17 protein-coding genes are annotated in these 16,479 nt (G+C 66.5%); 7 read left to right on the top strand and 10 right to left on the bottom strand.

Features of this window, described 5'->3' with window-relative positions:
* Positions 1-20: 20 nt before the first annotated feature.
* From Mterra_RS00900 to lepA, 9 genes are all read right to left on the bottom strand, one after another.
* Positions 21-917 (bottom strand): DsbA family protein, encoded by an 897-nt coding sequence (locus Mterra_RS00900; RefSeq protein WP_119313445.1) that lies wholly within the window; start codon positions 915-917, stop codon positions 21-23.
* A 5-nt stretch (positions 918-922) separates the two neighbouring features.
* A complete protein-coding gene (locus tag Mterra_RS00905; protein WP_027893275.1) occupies positions 923-1,252 on the bottom strand; it encodes a cyclic-di-AMP receptor in 330 nt (109 codons plus the stop codon).
* Positions 1,253-1,298: 46 nt separating this feature from the next.
* Positions 1,299-2,147 carry a PilW family protein gene (locus Mterra_RS00910; RefSeq protein ID WP_119313446.1) on the bottom strand — a complete coding sequence of 283 codons (849 nt, stop codon included), beginning with the start codon at positions 2,145-2,147 and terminating at the stop codon, positions 1,299-1,301.
* 9 nt (positions 2,148-2,156) lie between these two features.
* The gene (locus Mterra_RS00915; protein WP_119313447.1) at positions 2,157-2,543 is read right to left on the bottom strand and encodes a type IV pilus modification PilV family protein; all 387 of its coding nucleotides are present in this window, start codon (positions 2,541-2,543) and stop codon (positions 2,157-2,159) included.
* The gene (locus Mterra_RS21690; RefSeq protein WP_147372478.1) at positions 2,533-2,991 is read right to left on the bottom strand and encodes a pilus assembly FimT family protein; all 459 of its coding nucleotides are present in this window, start codon (positions 2,989-2,991) and stop codon (positions 2,533-2,535) included. The genes Mterra_RS00915 and Mterra_RS21690 overlap by 11 nt, the downstream gene beginning before the upstream one ends.
* Entirely contained in the window at positions 2,988-5,213 is a 2,226-nt protein-coding gene (locus Mterra_RS00920) for a pilus assembly PilX family protein (RefSeq protein WP_245971454.1), read from the bottom strand. Before Mterra_RS00920 ends, Mterra_RS21690 begins: the two co-directional genes overlap by 4 nt.
* Positions 5,214-5,279: 66 nt before the next feature.
* A complete protein-coding gene (locus tag Mterra_RS00925) occupies positions 5,280-5,858 on the bottom strand; it encodes a response regulator (RefSeq protein WP_119313448.1) in 579 nt (192 codons plus the stop codon).
* A gap of 78 nt (positions 5,859-5,936) precedes the next feature.
* Positions 5,937-6,920: a sensor histidine kinase gene (locus Mterra_RS00930; protein ID WP_119313449.1), complete on the bottom strand. Its 984-nt coding sequence runs from the start codon at positions 6,918-6,920 to the stop codon at positions 5,937-5,939.
* A 6-nt stretch (positions 6,921-6,926) separates the two neighbouring features.
* Entirely contained in the window at positions 6,927-8,741 is a 1,815-nt protein-coding gene (gene lepA, locus Mterra_RS00935; RefSeq protein WP_119313450.1) for a translation elongation factor 4, read from the bottom strand.
* A 292-nt stretch (positions 8,742-9,033) separates the two neighbouring features.
* Between lepA and Mterra_RS00940 the strand changes: the two genes are divergently transcribed.
* From Mterra_RS00940 to Mterra_RS00950, 3 genes are read left to right on the top strand one after another with little or no spacing between them, the layout of a single operon-like run.
* Positions 9,034-9,702 carry a DUF3108 domain-containing protein gene (locus Mterra_RS00940; protein ID WP_119313451.1) on the top strand — a complete coding sequence of 223 codons (669 nt, stop codon included), beginning with the start codon at positions 9,034-9,036 and terminating at the stop codon, positions 9,700-9,702.
* A 32-nt stretch (positions 9,703-9,734) separates the two neighbouring features.
* Positions 9,735-10,988, top strand: a complete 1,254-nt coding sequence (hisD, locus tag Mterra_RS00945; protein ID WP_119313452.1) for a histidinol dehydrogenase — start codon at positions 9,735-9,737, stop codon at positions 10,986-10,988.
* The gene (locus Mterra_RS00950) at positions 10,978-12,027 is read left to right on the top strand and encodes a GGDEF domain-containing protein (RefSeq protein WP_119313453.1); all 1,050 of its coding nucleotides are present in this window, start codon (positions 10,978-10,980) and stop codon (positions 12,025-12,027) included. Before hisD ends, Mterra_RS00950 begins: the two co-directional genes overlap by 11 nt.
* A gap of 34 nt (positions 12,028-12,061) precedes the next feature.
* On the opposite strand, the gene Mterra_RS00955 is transcribed toward Mterra_RS00950, so the two are convergent.
* Positions 12,062-12,646: a glycerol-3-phosphate acyltransferase gene (locus tag Mterra_RS00955; RefSeq protein ID WP_119313454.1), complete on the bottom strand. Its 585-nt coding sequence runs from the start codon at positions 12,644-12,646 to the stop codon at positions 12,062-12,064.
* Between the two features lie 261 nt (positions 12,647-12,907).
* On the opposite strand from Mterra_RS00955, the gene Mterra_RS00960 reads away from it, so the two are divergent.
* The 4 genes from Mterra_RS00960 to Mterra_RS00975 form a co-directional block, all read left to right on the top strand.
* A complete protein-coding gene (locus Mterra_RS00960; protein ID WP_119313464.1) occupies positions 12,908-14,101 on the top strand; it encodes an argininosuccinate synthase in 1,194 nt (397 codons plus the stop codon).
* An 18-nt stretch (positions 14,102-14,119) separates the two neighbouring features.
* Positions 14,120-15,517, top strand: coding sequence for an argininosuccinate lyase (argH, locus tag Mterra_RS00965; RefSeq protein WP_119313455.1), 1,398 nt, complete (start codon positions 14,120-14,122; stop codon positions 15,515-15,517).
* A gap of 33 nt (positions 15,518-15,550) precedes the next feature.
* Positions 15,551-16,090, top strand: coding sequence for an N-acetyltransferase (locus Mterra_RS00970; protein ID WP_119313456.1), 540 nt, complete (start codon positions 15,551-15,553; stop codon positions 16,088-16,090).
* Between the two features lie 41 nt (positions 16,091-16,131).
* A partial coding sequence (locus tag Mterra_RS00975; RefSeq protein ID WP_420836685.1) for a type II toxin-antitoxin system HicB family antitoxin occupies positions 16,132-16,479 on the top strand: 348 nt, incomplete at its 3' end.

A 16,479-nucleotide genomic window follows, 5' to 3' on the forward strand; every position in this document is an offset into this window, starting at 1 on the left:
GCGCTCTGTCAAGCGGGGCTTCAGCGCAGGGCCCGGGCCATCTCCAGATAGCGCCCGTAGGCCTCGAGGTCGAAGGCATTGGGTAGCTGAAAAGGGCCCACGAAGACGGTCGGCGTCCCCTGGAGCCCCAGCCGCAGGGCCTGGCGGCGCTCCTCCTCCACGACCTGGCGCGTGGCGGGGTCGGCCAGGCAGCGCTCGAAGCGCCGGAGGTCGAGCCCGAGCTCCTCGGCCCGCTCGCGCACCTCGAGGCCCCGCACGAACAGCAGGTCGTGGTACAGCAAGAACTTGCCCTGCTGGGCGGCGCACTCGCTGCCCTGGGCGGCCTGGGTGGCCCGCGGGTGGATCTCCACCAGCGGGAAGTGGCGGTAGCTGACGCGGGCCTGCCCCTTCCGGACGTAAGCCCTCACCAGCTCCGGCATGACCTCGAAGGCGAAGCGGCGGCAGAAGGGGCACTCGAAGTCGGAGAAGACCCGGATGACGGGCCCCTTGGCGCCGAGGAGGTAGCGGTCTGGGCCGAAGTCGTGGCGCTCCACGGGCGAGAGCGCGAAGCTCAGGTTCGCGGCGAGCTCGAGGCGGAAGTCGAAGCCGTCGGCCACCTTGACGCTGACAGGCCCGCGCCCCTTGAGGCTGCCCGCGTTGGCCTTGACGTAACCGGCGAACGCCTGGCGGATCTGCGGGTTGCCCAGCGCGGCCGCGAGCACCTCACCGGCGCGGCCGGGGTCGTTCGCGGGCCCCTGGTAGGAGACCTTGTACAGCCGCTTATTCAGGCTCTGGACCTGTACCCGGGCGCTGCCGTAGGCCCAGCTCGAGCCCGTGGCCCGCACCTCGAGGGCCTTGGCGAACTGCTCGACCGGGTACGTCAGTTGCGCCTGCGCCAGCCCCAGCAGGACGGCGCCGAGCAGAAAAACCAGGCGCATGCCGCTCAGACCTTCACGAACTCGTCAACCGTCAGCACGAACACCACGGCCCCCCCGACCTTGACCTCGACCGGCTGGGCCAAAAAGGGGTCGGGGGCCTCGGCCAGGGGCACGCCGGGCGTGATGAGGCGGGTGCGGGTGCGGCACTTCTCCCGGATGAGCTCCTTGGCGGCCTCGAGCTGGTGCTCCTCCAGGCCGATGAGCAGCGTGGTGTTGCCTTCGCGCAGGAAGCCGCCGGTGCTCGAGAGCTTGGTGCTCTGGATGCCGATCTCGCCCAGCGCTTTGATGAGTCCCGGGGCGTCGGCGTCTTGGACGATGGTGATAAGGAGTTTCACGTAAGCTAAGTATACCAAGGCGAGACTCCTACCCGCCTAGCAGTGATTATTTACGGATGACCAAGTTGCGCGCCCCGACCTGGAACACCAGTGGCTGAGTCGGGCCGGGGAAGGTGTAGCTCTTGCCTTTCATAGTGACCTGGCCCGCGAGCGCGAAGCTGACTCGAGCGACGCTGCTGTAGATGTCAATCCTTGATGATGGGTTGCATGGTCCCAAGCTCGCGATATCCTTGCCCTCGAAGTCGAGGCACTTCTCGTAGCCCACCGTCAGGCCGTCACCTGGCTTGATGTAATCGGCGAGCAGGTTTCCTGAGCTGCCCGTTATAGCTGTTGGTATGACGGTTCTCTCATTTAAATCTGTTATCCCCGACAGATTCCTCTCGTAGATATAAAGCGCCCATTTGTCGTTGTTTTCGGGGTCGGACCCAGGATTTTCCGCACCGGAAGCGTTCTGTACGACCCAGCTACGCTTGAGGGGATAGACTGCCATAAAGCGATAGCATCCTTGGGGGCCTGTTCTCGGTGGGCCGGAACTCACCGTTTCCGAGCACTTGACACCAGGATCTCGGGGGGAGAGTATAGCGGCGATTATGGGGTCGGTCCCGACAGTCCAGGTGTTGTTGTTGGTCAACGGGTTGCGAACGGTATAGCTCTCGGGCGTATTAAGGGTCAGTGTGACGCCGACGGGGTAAATGAATGCTGCCGTAGAGAGGTAATCGCCGATGAGGTTGCCGGCGAACCGGAGTTCTTCAAGCATCGTCTGGCTGCTCTGCACGTAGCGGCTAGTATCCCCGCTGCTGCGGAGGCCCTGGGCGACTAACCCCAGCAGAAGGAGCGTTATGACCGAGGCAAGGAGCAGTTCGAGGAGGGTGAAGCCTTGGCGTTTGTAGACCATGCGATGCTCCTAGAACGGCGGTTTGACCACCCGGGTCTCGAAGACCGAGACCTTACCCTTAGGGTCGCGGATTTCGATGCGAACGTCACGTAACACTTCGTCAGTGCCCACGGTTTCCACGCTAGTCACAGAGTAGTTAAGGACCCTAAACCCTGAGGGGAGGCTAGCGAGGGTAGCGGGGTCAGGGAGGGGCTTGTTCCTAAAGTCCAGGGGTGTAGACCATTCCGAGCGCACAGCCTCGAAGTAGCTGCGGGCGAACACCTGGGCCTGGGTGTCACTACGGGAGGTACTGGTTGCAGTAAACCCACTGATGAAGTACCCCAGCAGCATTGTAGTGACTGCGATAATCACCAACGCGACCAGCACTTCAATGAGCGTGAGACCATCACGGCGCACGGACTACCACCTTTGCTGTCACACCGACAAGGTTTACCCGCAGCCTCCGGTCGGTGCTGCTTCGTATTTCGATGGAGTTGTTAGCAGCCGCGGTGATACCGTAGGGCGCGTAAAATTGGAACTTCGGGACTGTAGCACTACTGAACTGTGTACCACGAGGAAGGGTCTTGGTTTCGGTTGCGCCCCTGAAACCGTCCGGATCATCCGGGTCATACTCCCCTATTTGGTACGTGTTCGAATCGGGCGTGACCTGAACCTGATAGCTGAGCGAGGTCTTGCGCGCCTGGGAGCGCCAGTAGAGGAGATCCGCAGCGAATTGGGCCGCGGCTTGGCGGATTAGAAGATTCTGGCGGTAATTCTGATACCCGACCACACCTAGGGTGAGCAGTATCGCCAGGACGATAAGGACAACCAGAAATTCCAGTACTGAAAGTCCAGCTTTCCTCATCGAGGTACCACCCGCCATTGGCTGCGGAACAGACCGAGCTTCTGATCCTGGGCGATACGGGGTCGTAAGCGGTTATCGTGATAAATCCGCAGCCCATAGTTCTCGTATTCCCTGCCATCAACCACACAGGTTCTGGCAGTGTTAGCAGCAGCACAAGGCCCTGGTGTCAAAATGCCTGTGTCAGGGGCCACCAAGGCCCCGCGGAGATCCCATTGACCTTTGGCTACCGCTCCGGGATTGTCGCTGTGCATGATCGAGAAAACTGCGTTGGCTGAGTACAGCAGCCCATCCGTACGCAGGGCCCCGACCGGGCGGCCTTGGACGCTCTCAAGCCACAAGTTCTTGATGGCTTCCGCCGTGAATGACTTGGGGTTGAGGTCAATCTTAACTGCATTCGCCACGTTTGCGGGCAGAGTACTTGGGATCGATTCAGGATCACCAGCCTCGGCATCTCCCTTACACAATCGGACACTTCCACCCGTCTTGGCTGCGTCGGTGAGCGATCTGTAGGCACTGTAGTCCTGAGAGTTGTGTCCACAGTTGTTCGTGTAGTACACCTCACTCTCCCCATATGTGTAGAAACGCGGCGTATAGCCGTCAGGGTTATTCAGCGCCTTCCAGAGCTCGTCACGGTTCCAGTTAGCCAGCTGCACCAATGCGAAGTTGGGTTGGGACGAGCTGAGGTCCGAACCACACCGAGTCACGTCTGGCGGGTTGTTCTTACAATATGAGAAAGTCTCTTGGACGTTGCCTGCCTTAAGGAGGTCGAGGGTGTCATTGTCAAGCGTGGTAACAGTCACGTAATCCCCAACAAGGATACTACCGCCTGCAACAAGGCTGAGCTGGGGAAGCTTGCTCGGATCTTTGTAATCACATTGAGAGTTCTGCTGCGATCGGCTACAGTCGTAAGTGAGATCGCCCAAAACGTAGATGTTTCCCCTTGCCAAGATTGTCCCGTTGCCCTGAACTTTTCCCCGGATGATCACATCCCCGTTGATGAATACAGTCCCTGTAACTTGGATAGGGTTATTACTGCCATCGAGGACTACTACATTCGCCGGTCTCCCATTGTCTTCACGGATACTAGGCAACTTTCCTAATTCCTCTGAGGTCTTGGTCTGACTGCTACCACCCCATGAAGGAGTGCCCAGGCCTATAAGCACCTGCATGTCCGCAGTTATGGTACCAGGCGGATAAGCGTCGCTGACGCCGCTAACGCTCTCGTCCACTGCATCTGTCCATTCGCTTTCATCAATCAAGCGATTGTTGTTAGCGTCGGGTATAGGAAGAGGAAAGCTATTGGGTAGTTCACCATCGGGGAAGTCACTCGAGCTGCTGCCGGTAGGGTAATTAAGGTATAACGCTCGCTTGGTTTTGCAGTCGTTGGGCTCCGTTCTGCAATCTGCCTGGTACTCTGGGCTGGAATTAATAGCAGTCGCGGTATTTTGGCTGATCCTGTCTTGCCCGACCGTCATTGTAGTGTAGAGTAGATCCGAAACTCCGGCATTACCCCCCTGCTGATAGACATCACCTCGAGTCAGTAGGGAGCCGCTAACTGTCCCGGCATGCTCACCACCACGCATGATCAGGCTGCTGAGGACCCCTACTTTTGTTCGGTCCCACCACGAGTCGGGATCCGAAGTTGGGTCGCCCAGCAGGGCATCAAGGCTTTTAATGTCAGCATGACAGAAGATGCACTCAGCCTTGTTGGTGAGGAGAGCAAAGTCGAAGGGGAAGAAGCCCCTCCGCACGGTAAAGTCGGACTGAAGCACCCGGGTGGTACGTCCGTCGGGCAGCATACCCACAGCCTTCACTCGCAATACGACCGCTTCAAGCACCTCGTTCGCTTTGACATCCGCTAGTCGGGTGATTTCGTAGGAGTAGCTAGAGCCTGAGGACAAAGTAGATACTGAACTCCGGTAGGTCGCGCCCTCGGCACCTAGGTTTAAGGGAGCCTTCGCTAGCTCGGCGGCATAGCGCGTGAGGCTGCGCTGCTCGGGTGGGATAGTAGTACCCCATAGCCGGTGCCACACCGTGGCCACCGCATCGTCCAATCCCGCTTCGGCGGCGAATTGCGCCTGGGAGGTACGCAGCGAGTCCGTGGCGTTTCGTTGGCTGTTGACACTGTTGGTTACGACGATGCTCAAGAAAATTACGACGATGAACATGAAGATGAGCGCGGATACCAGGGCTACGCCTGATGATTTTTGCATCATGAACATCTCCTTAATGTTGTAACAAAAGTAATGGAGAATCGCATTAAAACCAACCCCTTCCCGGGGGAATGTTCACAGCAGGCCCAAGCCCCTGGCCCGCTCGAGCGCCTCCACGCGGTTGCGGGCCTCGAGCTTGGTGTACAGCCGCTCGAGGTGGTCCTTGACCGTCTCGGGCGAGAGCCTGAGGTCGCGGGCGATCTCCTTGGTGGACTGGCCCTTGGCGAGCTGGGTCAGGACCTCTTTCTCCCGCGGGCTGAGGGTGGGGAGGTCGGGGAGTTGGAGTCTGGGCTCGAGGCCCTGCGCGAGCCGGCCCAGGCGCTGGCCCAGCTCCTCGGGGGGCATCTCCTTCGACCAGTAGGCGTCGGCGCCGGCCTGGGCGGCCTGGTAGACGAGGGCGGGCTCCCCGAAGGTGGTGAGCATGACGATGAGCCCCGCGTAACCTTCCTCGCGCAGGCGGCGTGCCGTGCCCAGGCCGTCGAGCTCGGGCATGCGGATGTCGAGCAGCACTGCGTCGGGGTCGAGTTCCCGCACGCCCTGCACGGTCTTGAGGCCGTCGCTGGCTTCGGCCACGACCTCGTAGCCCTGCAGCTCGAGGGCCGCCCGCAGGCCCATGCGGAAGAGCGGGTGGTCGTCGGCGATGATCAGGCGCACGCTACTACCGTAACACTTTTAACCCCTCCCAGGCACGAGAGCTTCCAGGGTTGGCGCAGCATTAACGGCGGCCGGCGCTCAGCCGAGCTTGACCCGCAGGCAGGCCCCGCCCAGGGTTCCGGGCGCGTCGCGCAGGCTGCCGCCGTGCAGCTCGGCCACCCGGCGCACGATGAACAGCCCCAGGCCGGCGCTGCCGGCGCGGATGCCGCGCAGGCGCTGGCTGCGGAAGGGCTGGGAGAGCTGCTCGAGCGGCTCCTGCAGGCCGGGGCCGTCGTCCTCGACCTCGACCCAGCCCTCGCCGCAGCGCAGCACGACGCGGGTGCGGGCGAAGCGCAGGGCGTTCTCGATGAGGTTGGAGAGGGCGCGCTCGAGCAGGTACTTGTCGGCGCGGGCCTGGCCGATGCCGCCGACCTCCACCGTCACGCCCTTCTCGGCGGCCCGCCGCTGGAAGCGCAGGCGCATGTTCTCCAGCACCGACAGCAGCAGCACGGGCTCGAGCTGGGGGCGCTGGTTCTCCATGCGGCTGGCGGTGAGCAGGTTCTCCACGAGCTGGTAGGAGCCGGAGAGCTCGAGCCACAGCTCGTGCAGCAGTTGCTTGCGCTGCTCGGCCCCGATGGCGTCGGCGCGCTCGAGGTACTCCAGCGCGCGCATCCCGGCCAGCAGGGGGGTCTTGAGGTCGTGGGCTAAGGTGGCGTAGAGGGCCTCGCGGGCCTCGAGCAGCTCCTTGATGTGCACCAGCAGTTCCTCGATGCCCGAGCGCAGCTCGGCGATCTCGAGCGGGGGCGGCTCGCTGGGGCGGGGCAGGCTGAGGTCGGCCAGGGTGCGCTGGGTGCCGCGCATGTGGGCGACGGCGCGGGTGAGCTCGGTGAGCGGGCGCAGCAGGGCCGAGGTGAGCACCGAGCCCACCAGCAGCGCGACGAGCACCAGCACCAGCAGCCAGCCCGCCCGGGCCCCCGTGGAGAGGAAGCTGCTCTGCGGGTCGAGCAGCCACATCCCCAGGATGAAGACGCAGTTGGGCAGGAAGACCAGCGCGGCGATGATCCAGAACAGCCGTTGGCGCATCGAAGATTACTCGCGTCCGGCGGAGAGCACGGCCAGGAAGGCCTCCTGCGGCACGTCCACCTTGCCGATGGACTTCAGGCGCTTCTTGCCCTCCTTCTGCTTCTCCAGCAGCTTCTTCTTGCGGCTGACGTCGCCGCCGTAGCACTTGGCGAGCACGTCCTTGCGCAGCGCCTTGACCGTGGCGCGGGCGATGATCTTGCCCCCGATGGCCGCCTGCACGGGCACCGCGAACTGCTGGCGGGGGATCACCTCGGCGAGCTTGTCCACCATGCCGCGGGCGATGGAGTAGGCCTTGTCGCGGTGGGCGATGAAGGCCAAAGCGTCCACCGGCTCGTCGTTGACGAGCACCGTGACCTTGACCAGGTCGCCCTCCTGGTAGCCCGCCTGCTCGTAGTCCATGGAGGCGTAGCCCCTCGAGAGGCTCTTGAGGCGGTCGTGGAAGTCGTAGAGGATCTCGCCGAAGGGCACCTCGTAGCGCAGCTCGACGCGCTTGCTATCCCCGGCCCCGCCCAGGTAGTTCATCTGGGCCATGCGGCCGCGTTTCTCCTGCAGGAGCTGCATGATGGGGCCCACGTACTCCTCGGGCGTGTAGACCGTGAGCTTGACGTAGGGCTCCTCCATGACCTCGATGGTGCCGGGGTCGGGCATCATCGAGGGGTTGTGGACCTCCTCGACGGTTCCGTCGGAGCGCATGACCCGGTAGATCACGCTGGGGGCGGTGGCGATGAGGTCGAGGTCGAACTCGCGCTCGAGCCGCTCCTGCACGATCTCGGCGTGCAGCAGGCCTAAGAAGCCGCAGCGGAAGCCGAAGCCCAGCGCCTCGGAGGTCTCGGGCTCGAAGTTGAGGGCCGCGTCGTTGAGCTTGAGCTTCTCGAGCGCGTCGCGCAGGCGGTTGTAGTCCTGGGTGTCGGTGGGGTAGATGCCGGCGAAGACCACCGGCTTGGCGGGCTTGAAGCCGGGGTAGGCCGCGTCGGTGGGGTTGGGGGCGAGGGTGATGGTGTCGCCTACTTGGGTGTCGCCGATCTCGCGGATGTTGGCGGTGAGCCAGCCGACCTCGCCGGGGCCTAAGCCGCCGGTGGGCTCGAGGCTGCCGGGCCGGAAGACCCCCACCCGGTCCACCTGGAACTCCTTGCCGTTCGACCAGACGCGGATGCGGTCGCCGGGGCGGATGCTCCCCTCGAAGACCCGAACGTAGGGGATGACGCCCTGGTAGGCGTCGAAGATGGAGTCGAAGATCAGGGCCTTGGTGGGGTCGGCCGGCCGGCCTTTGGGCGGCGGGACGCGCCCGACGATGGCCTCGAGGATGTCCTCCACGCCCAGACCGGTCTTGCCGGAGGCGAAGACCACCTCGTCGGCGGGCAGGCCCAGCACCTCCTCGATCTCCAGCGCGACCTCCTCGGGGCGGGCGGAGGGCAGGTCGATCTTGTTGACCACCGGGATGATGGTGTGGTCGTGCTCGAGGGCGAGGTAGAAGTTGGCGATGGTCTGGGCCTCCACGCCCTGCGAGGCGTCCACCACCAGCAGCACGCCCTCCACCGCCGCCAGCGCCCGGCTCACCTCGTAGCCGAAGTCCACGTGCCCGGGGGTGTCGATGAGGTTGAAGGTGTAGGTCTGGCCGTCCTTGGCCTCGTAGAACAAGCGCACCGCGCTGGCCTTGATGGTGATGCCGCGCTCGCGCTCGAGCTCGAGCGAGTCGAGGAACTGCTCGCGCATCTCCCGGTCCGACACCGCCTTGGTCATCTGGAGGATGCGGTCGGCCAGGGTGGACTTGCCGTGGTCCACGTGCGCGATGATGGAGAAGTTGCGAATGCGTTCCTGCACAAACCGTATCTTATCCGATGCTCCGGCGGGCGGTTCGCCGGGGGGGCACAAAGGGGTCTGTATGTCGAACGCCGAACGCAAGACGCTGAACGCAAGACGCATGTCCTACGTCGTACGTCGTACGCGAAACGCAAGACGCAATACGCAAGACGCCATGTCACCCCCCTTAGCAAGGGGGGCCGGGGAGGGCCGGGGTGGGGTAACCACGAGCCTTCCGCTGATTGCTGATGGCTGACCGCTGATAGCTGGCAGCTCGCTGCTTACCCCTCCCCGCCTGCCTTATGATTGGTCCATGAATCTGGCGACGCCGCAATCGCTGCGTTTCGTGCTGCGCTATGCCGGGCAGCCTGCGGGGGAGCAGCGGCTGACCCTCGAGCCCATGGGGCGGGGGTCGAGGCTGGTGCTCGAGGCCCAGGTGGAGCTGCCTTCGCCCCGAAGCAAGCACCGCTGGGAGAGCGACCTCGACCCCAGGGGCTTTCCCCGCCGCTACGTCGAGCGGGTGGAGGGCAACGGGGGAGGGGTGATGGAGGTGGACTTCTCCCGCGAGGACGGGCTGGTGGTGGTGAGCCAGGGCAAGGACGACTTCGCAATCCCCTACGTCTGCGACCTCCACGACCCGCTCTCGCTGGTGGTGGCGGTCTCGAGGCTGGAGCTCGAGGTGGGGGGTGTGGCCCAGTTCGGGCTCGTGGGCGGCCGCGCCTACGCCGAGCGCCTGCCCGACCAGACCCTCACCCTCGCCTGGGGCGAGACGCCGGTGCGGGTCTACCGGCTGCGCCCGGGCCTCTCGCTGCTGTACTTCGACCTCGAGGGCTACCCGGTGCGCCTGACCCAGAAGGTGGGCGACCACGTCTTCGAGGCCGAGCTGCTGGCCGTGGAGGCCGTGCAGCCTAAGCCCAAGGAAAAGGAAGGATCGCCGGGGCGCAACCGCAACCGCCGCCGCCGGCGCCGCCGCTTCGAGTGAGCCTCCGCGCTCAGCCCCTTCAACCCGACGCCATGATCCGAACCGCCGAGCAAGTCCGTGACCGTTTCGCCAACCGCCGCCTGACCGTCGAGTACGGCGACGCGCTGGAGACCGTACGAACCATCCTGAAGAGCGTCGAGCTCGAGGGCGACGCCGCCCTCGACCGCTGGAGCGAGCAGCTCGACGGCGCCCGCGTGCAGGAGATCCCCAAGCGGGAGTGGCGCGAGGCCTACGAGGGCCTCGAGGCCGGCCTGCGCGACGCGCTGGAGACCGCGAAGGAGCGCGTCGAGGCCTTCTACCGCAAGGAGCCGCAGGGGGGTTTCCTCGAGGCCACGCCCGAGGGGGTGCTGGGCCAGTTGGTGCGCCCGCTGGACCGGGTGGGCGTCTACGTACCCGGCGGCAGCGCCCCGCTCATCTCCTCGGTGCTGATGGCCGCCGTGCCCGCCAAGGTGGCGGGGGTGGGGGAGATCGTGCTCGCCAGCCCGCCCCGGGTGCACCCGGCCATCCTGGCGGCGGCCTGGGTGGCCGGCGCCGACCGGCTCTTCGCCATGGGCGGCGCCCAGGCCATCGCAGCGATGGCTTACGGCACCGAGCGGGTGCCCCGCGTGGACAAGGTGATGGGCCCCGGCAACCGCTACGTGGTGCTGGCTAAGCGCGAGGTCTACGGCTCGGTGGGGATGGAGGCCCTGCCCGGCCCCACCGAGACCCTCATCGTGGCCGACGCCTCCGCCGACCCCCGCCTTCTGGCCGCCGACCTGCTGGCCCAGGCCGAGCACGGCCCCGACTCCGAGGCCTGGCTGCTCTCGCCCGAGGGGGAATTGCTCGAGGCCGTGGCGGCCGAGCTCGAGCGCCAGCTCTCCGACCTGCCCCGCGCCGACGTCGCCCGCCAGGCCCTCGCCCGCAGCGGGCTGGTGCGCGTCGAGAGCCTGGAGCAGGCCCTCGAGTGGGCCAACCTCTACGCCCCCGAGCACCTGTGCCTGTCGGTGCGGGAGCCGCTGGAGCACCTGGGCCAGGTGCGCAACGCCGGGGGGATCTTCCTGGGCGAGCACTCCTGCGAGGCGCTGGGCGACTACATCGCCGGGCCCAGCCACGTGATGCCCACCGGGGGCACCGCGCGCTACGGCGGGGGGCTGGCGCTGCGCGACTTCTTGAAGGTGATCCCGGTGGTGGGGCTGTCGGGTCAGACCGCCGCCCGCTTGGCGGGGTTGGGTGCTAGGCTGGCGAGGGAAGAGGGGCTGGAAGGCCACGCTCGAGCCCTGGACCTGCGCGCCCGCCATGAGACCTGAAAGCCTCTCGCGCTCACTAAAACGCAAATTCTACGTCTTCGGCGTGCTCCTGGGCGCGCTGACGATGCTCATCACCTGGGTGTTCAAGGCCGGGCAGAGCCCCTTCATCCTCTACGGCTACCCGGTGCTCATCGCCGCCACCCTCGCCGTCGGGTGGCTGGCCTGGACGCGCAGCCAGTTCATCGCGCGGCTCGAGGGCGGGCTGTTCTTCGCCATCTCCGGCTTCTTCCTGGGCAAGATCGGCTTCCTGCTGCTCTTCAGCCAGGACCGCCAGCAGGCGTGGGTCGAGGTCCAGGCGGGGTACTGGGCCTTGCTGTTCGCCTACTTCTTCGCCTTCTTAGCCTTCAGCGCGCCCAAGGCGCTGTGGCTGAGCCTCACCGTCAACGCGGCGGCCTTCGCCATCAACCTCGCCGTCCTTCTGCCGTCCGTCGCGCGGGGCGGCGCGGCCGACGAGCTGGTCGAGGCGGGGCGCTTCGGGGTGCGCACCTTCACCCTCATCCTGCTGCTGTACCTGCTGGCGCAGTACAAGGGCGCCCTCAGCGACGAGCGCCGCCGGGGCGTAGAGCTCTTCGCCCAGGCCCGCACCGACCCCCTCACCGACCTGCCCAACCGCCGGGCTCTGGAGGAGCGGCTACGGGAACGCGTCGCCCAGGGCATGCCCTTCACGGTGCTGATGATCGACGTGGACCACTTCAAGAGCTTCAACGACCGCCACGGCCACGCCGCCGGCGACGCGATCCTGCGGCACGTGGGCCAGCGCCTGCGCCGGGCCCTGCGCGAGGGCGACCTGGTGGGCCGTTGGGGCGGCGAGGAGTTCGCCGTGGTGAGCGGGGAGGGCTCCCTCGCCCAGGCCAAGCTCCTGGCCGAGCGCCTGCGCCAGCACGTCTCGGAGCGCCCGATCGACGGCCAGTACGCCGTAACGGCCAGCTTCGGCGTGGCGGTGTACGAGCCGGGGGAGAGCCTCGAGGAGCTGCTCGAGCGCGCCGACACCAGCCTGTACCAGGCCAAGCACGGGGGGCGCAACATGGTGGTGGGCTAGCCGGAAGGTCTTCCCACGGCCCGCCGCGCCGCCTTCACTTCCTGAGCCTGGCCTTGGGGTCGGGCAGGCGCGTCCGGTTCCACTCGGGCAGGTGGCGCAGGGCGACGGGGACGCCCACGCCGAAGCCGAACCACAAGTAGGGCGGGGCCTGGCCCACCCCCGCGGCGACCAGCGGCAGGCACAGCGCGGCCAGCGCGACGGCGCGGTAAAGGTTGCGCGCGAGCAGGTAGGCCAGCCCGATCAGCGCCCCGCTGAACAGGAGCATAAGAGGGTGGACGGCCAGCAGGACCCCGGCCGCAGGGGCTAAGCCCTTGCCCCCCCGCCCGAGCAGCCAGGCCGAGTAGCAGTGGCCCCACACCGCGGCGGCGCCCGCCAGGAGCCCGGCCTCGAGGCCCTTCCCCAAAAACTCCCCGATGGCCACGGCCATCAGGCCCTTGGCGACGTCGAGCGCCAGCACCATCAGCCCGGGCACCACCCCCAGCACCCGCATCGCGTTGAGCGAGCCCACGTTGCCCGAGCCCTCACCCAGCAGGTTCTTGCCCTGCAAAGCGCCGAACCAGTAGGCGAAGGGGAGGCTGCCGAAGAAGTAACCGGCCAACAGCGCGTTGAGGTAGTCCATAAAGTCCCACCCTAGGCTAGCAGGAAGGGGGCCTGGCCGGGAGGGCGTGGCGGGCGGCCTGCAATTTTGAGGGGAAGGGGCTTGTCGGAGTACAAAAGTGTATTGACCTGGTCCCCGTGCGTTCGTATAGTTATGCAGATGGAAAGGCGAGTGCGACGACCGCGAGCTTGAGCCAGGGACGTCAACTTGCCGTTATTCGGGCGGGGCGCGTCCCCGCCCGAGACTATGCAGCAGCGCCTCGAGCGAATGGAGAAGATGAGCATGAAAATCGTTTTGGCCTACTCCGGCGGTCTGGACACCAGCATCATCCTGAAGTGGCTCATCGAGCACTACAGCGCGGAAGTCATCTGCTTCACCGCCGACATCGGGCAGGGGGAAGAGGTCGAGGAGGCGCGCCTGAAGGCGCTCAAGACCGGCGCGAGCAAGGCCTACGCCCTCGACCTGCGCGAGGAGTTCGTGCGCGACTTCGTCTTCCCCATGTTCCGCTCGGGGGCGCTGTACGAGGGCTACTACCTCATGGGCACCTCCATCGCCCGGCCCCTCATCGCCAAGCACCTCGTGCGCATCGCCAAGGAGGAGGGGGCCGAGGCCATCGCCCACGGCGCGACCGGCAAGGGCAACGACCAGGTGCGCTTCGAGCTCACCGCCTACGCCCTCGAGCCCTCCATCCGGGTGATCGCCCCCTGGCGCGAGTGGGACTTCGTGGGCCGTCCCCAGATGATTGAGTATGCAGCCATGCACGGCATCCCCGTGCCCGTGACGTTGGAGAAGCCCTACTCCATGGACGCCAACCTGCTGCACATCTCCTACGAGGGGGGCGTGCTCGAGGACCCCTGGGCCGAGCCCCCGGCCGGCATGTTCCGCCTCACCAAAGACCCCTGGGACGCGCCCAACGAGCCGGAGCTGGTCGAGATCGAGTTCGAAGGCGGCGACGCGGTGGCGGTCAACGGCGAGCGCCTGAGCCCGGCCGCCCTGCTGACCAAGCTCAACGCCATCGGCGGGCGGCACGGCATCGGCCGGGTGGACCTGGTGGAGAACCGCTTCGTGGGCATGAAGTCGCGCGGCATCTACGAGACCCCCGGCGGCACCTTGCTCTACCACGCCCGCCGCGCGGTGGAGAGCATCGCCCTCGACCGCGAGGTGCTGCGCCAGCGCGACCAGCTCGCCATCAAGTACGCCGAGCTCGTCTACAACGGCTTCTGGTTCGCCCCCGAGCGCGAGGCGCTGCAGGCGTACTTCGACCACGTCTCCCGCACCGTCACCGGCACCGTGCGCTTCAAGCTCTACAAGGGCAACGTCATCCTCGCCGGGCGCCGTTCGCCCCTCTCGCTCTACGACAAGAGCCTCGTCTCCTTCGACGAGAAGGGCGGCTACGACCAGGCCGACGCCGAGGGCTTCATCAAGCTCAACGCCCTGCGGCTGCGGGTGCGGGCCAAGGCCCAGCCGAAGGACTAGGGCGTGGGACAGCAGCGCATGAGCCACGACACCCCCCAACGCACCTGGGGCGGGCGCTTCGCCGAGGCCCCCAACGAGCTCGCCCAGCAGTTCAACGCCTCCTGGACCTTCGACCAGCGGCTGGCCCTCGTGGACGTCGAGGGCTCGCTGGCCCACGCGGCGATGCTGGCGAAGCAGGGCATCATCAGCGCGGAGGAGGCCGAGACCCTCAAGCAGGGGCTGCTGCGGGTGCGCCAGGAGATCGTGGAGGGCAGCTTCGTCTGGCGGGAGGAGCTCGAGGACGTGCACATGAACGTCGAGACCCGCCTGACCGAGCTCGTGGGCCCGGTGGGGGGCAAGCTCCACACCGCCAGGAGCCGCAACGACCAGGTCGCCACCGACCTGCGGCTGTGGCTGAGGGGGGAGCTCGGGGCGATATTGGGCGAGCTCCAGGCCCTGCGCCGGGTGCTGGTGCAGCAGGCCGAGCGCTACCTCGAGCCCCCCCTCGTCCTCCCCGGCTACACCCACCTCCAGCGGGCCATGCCGGTGCTGTTGTCGCACTGGTTTTTGGCCTACTACGAGATGTTCTCCCGCGACGCGGGCCGGGTCGAGGACGCCCTCAACCGCCTCAACGAGTCCCCGCTGGGCGCGGCGGCGCTGGCCGGTACCGGCTTCCCCATCGACCGCCACGCCACCGCCGAGGCCCTGGGCTTCGCCCGGCCCATGCGCAACTCCCTCGACGCGGTGGGCTCGAGGGACTTCGCCCTCGAGGCCCTCGCGGCCTTAGCCATCGGGCAGCTCACCCTCTCGCGCCTGGCCGAGGAGCTGGTGCTCTACACCTCCTTCGAGTTCGGCTTCGCGGCACTCCCCGACGCCTTCAGCACCGGCTCCTCCATCATGCCGCAGAAGAAGAACGCCGACATCGCCGAGCTGATCCGGGGGAAGTCGGGGAGGGTGCTGGGCAGCTTCGTCACCCTGGCTACGGTGGTCAAGGGCCTGCCGCTGGCCTACAACAAGGACCTGCAGGAGGACAAGGAGCCCCTCTTCGACGCCTGCGACACCTACCGCGCCTCGCTCAAGCTGATGGCGGCGATGCTGCCCGGGCTGGCGTGGAAGCCCGAGCCCATGGCTAAGGCCGCCGAGTCGGGCTTCTCGCTGGCGACCGAGCTCGCCGACTACCTCGCGCAGCGGGGCCTGCCCTTCCGCGAGGCCCACCACGTGGTCGGGCGCGTCGTGCGCCACTGCGCCGAGGCGGGCAAGGAGCTGCACGACCTCGAGCTCGCCGAGCTCCAATCCTTCCACCCCCTCTTCAGCGCCGAGGCCCTGGGGCTCACCCGGCTCGAGACCGCCATCCACCGGCGGCGCTCCTACGGCGCCACCGCGCCGGAGCGGGTCAAGGAAGCCGTCGAGGTCGCCAAGCGAGAGGTCGGTCTTTAAAGGGCGCCGGGAGCGCCCACCCTGGAGGCAAGCATGAGCACCCTGATCGAAGTCGGAACCACGCGGCTGCCGGACGTGCGCTGGGACGCCAACGTCGAGCTGCGCAAGGCCAAGATGAAGGACGTCGAGCAGATCTACACCCTCATCAAGTACTGGGCCGAGCGCGGCCTGATGCTCGTGCGCAGCCACAACCACCTCTACGAGAACCTGCGCGACTTCTTCGTGCTCGAGGACGAGGACGGCCACGTCGTCGGCAGCGGGGCGCTGCACATCCTGTGGCACGACATCGCCGAGGTGCGGGGCCTGGCGGTCCACCCCGAGCGCCAGGGGCAGGGGCTGGGCCGCTGGCTGGCCCTGGCCGCCGAGCGCGAGGCCAAGGACCTGGGCATCCCGCAGATCTTCGCCTGGACGCTGCAGGTCAAGTTCTTCACCGGGCTGGGCTACCACGTCACCACCCGCGAGAACCTGCCGCCCAAGGTCTACCAGGAGTGCAGCCAGTGCCCTTTCTACGACAACTGCCGCGAGATCGGGGTGACCAAGGTGCTCGACCCCGACAACGCCTTCCGGAAGTAGCCCCGGCTGTTCACCGCCGCGGGGCCGGGTAAACTTCAGCCATGGGTCTTCTCACCGACTACCTAGCCGCCGCCCTCAAGTCCGCCAGCTACCAGCCCGGGGAAGGGGGCTTCATCGAAGGGGCCGTGCCGGAAATCCCGGGCCTGCTGGTGCGCGGCCGCACCTTCGAGGAGTGCCGCGAGCGCCTGCGCAACGAGCTCGAGACCTGGCTCGCCCGGGCCCTGCTCTCCCACCAGATGCTCCCCGAGCTCGGCGGGGCCGGGGCTACCTTGCAGGAGCTCGCCCTCAACACCCACCCCAGCACCAACCCCATCGAACAGGCCATCCTGCAGAACACCCGCACCATCCTGCAGGAGCTGCGCACCCTGCGGCGGGGCGGGGGAGGGGGA

This window comes from Calidithermus terrae, from assembly GCF_003574345.1.
GTDB lineage: Bacteria > Deinococcota > Deinococci > Deinococcales > Thermaceae > Calidithermus > Calidithermus chliarophilus.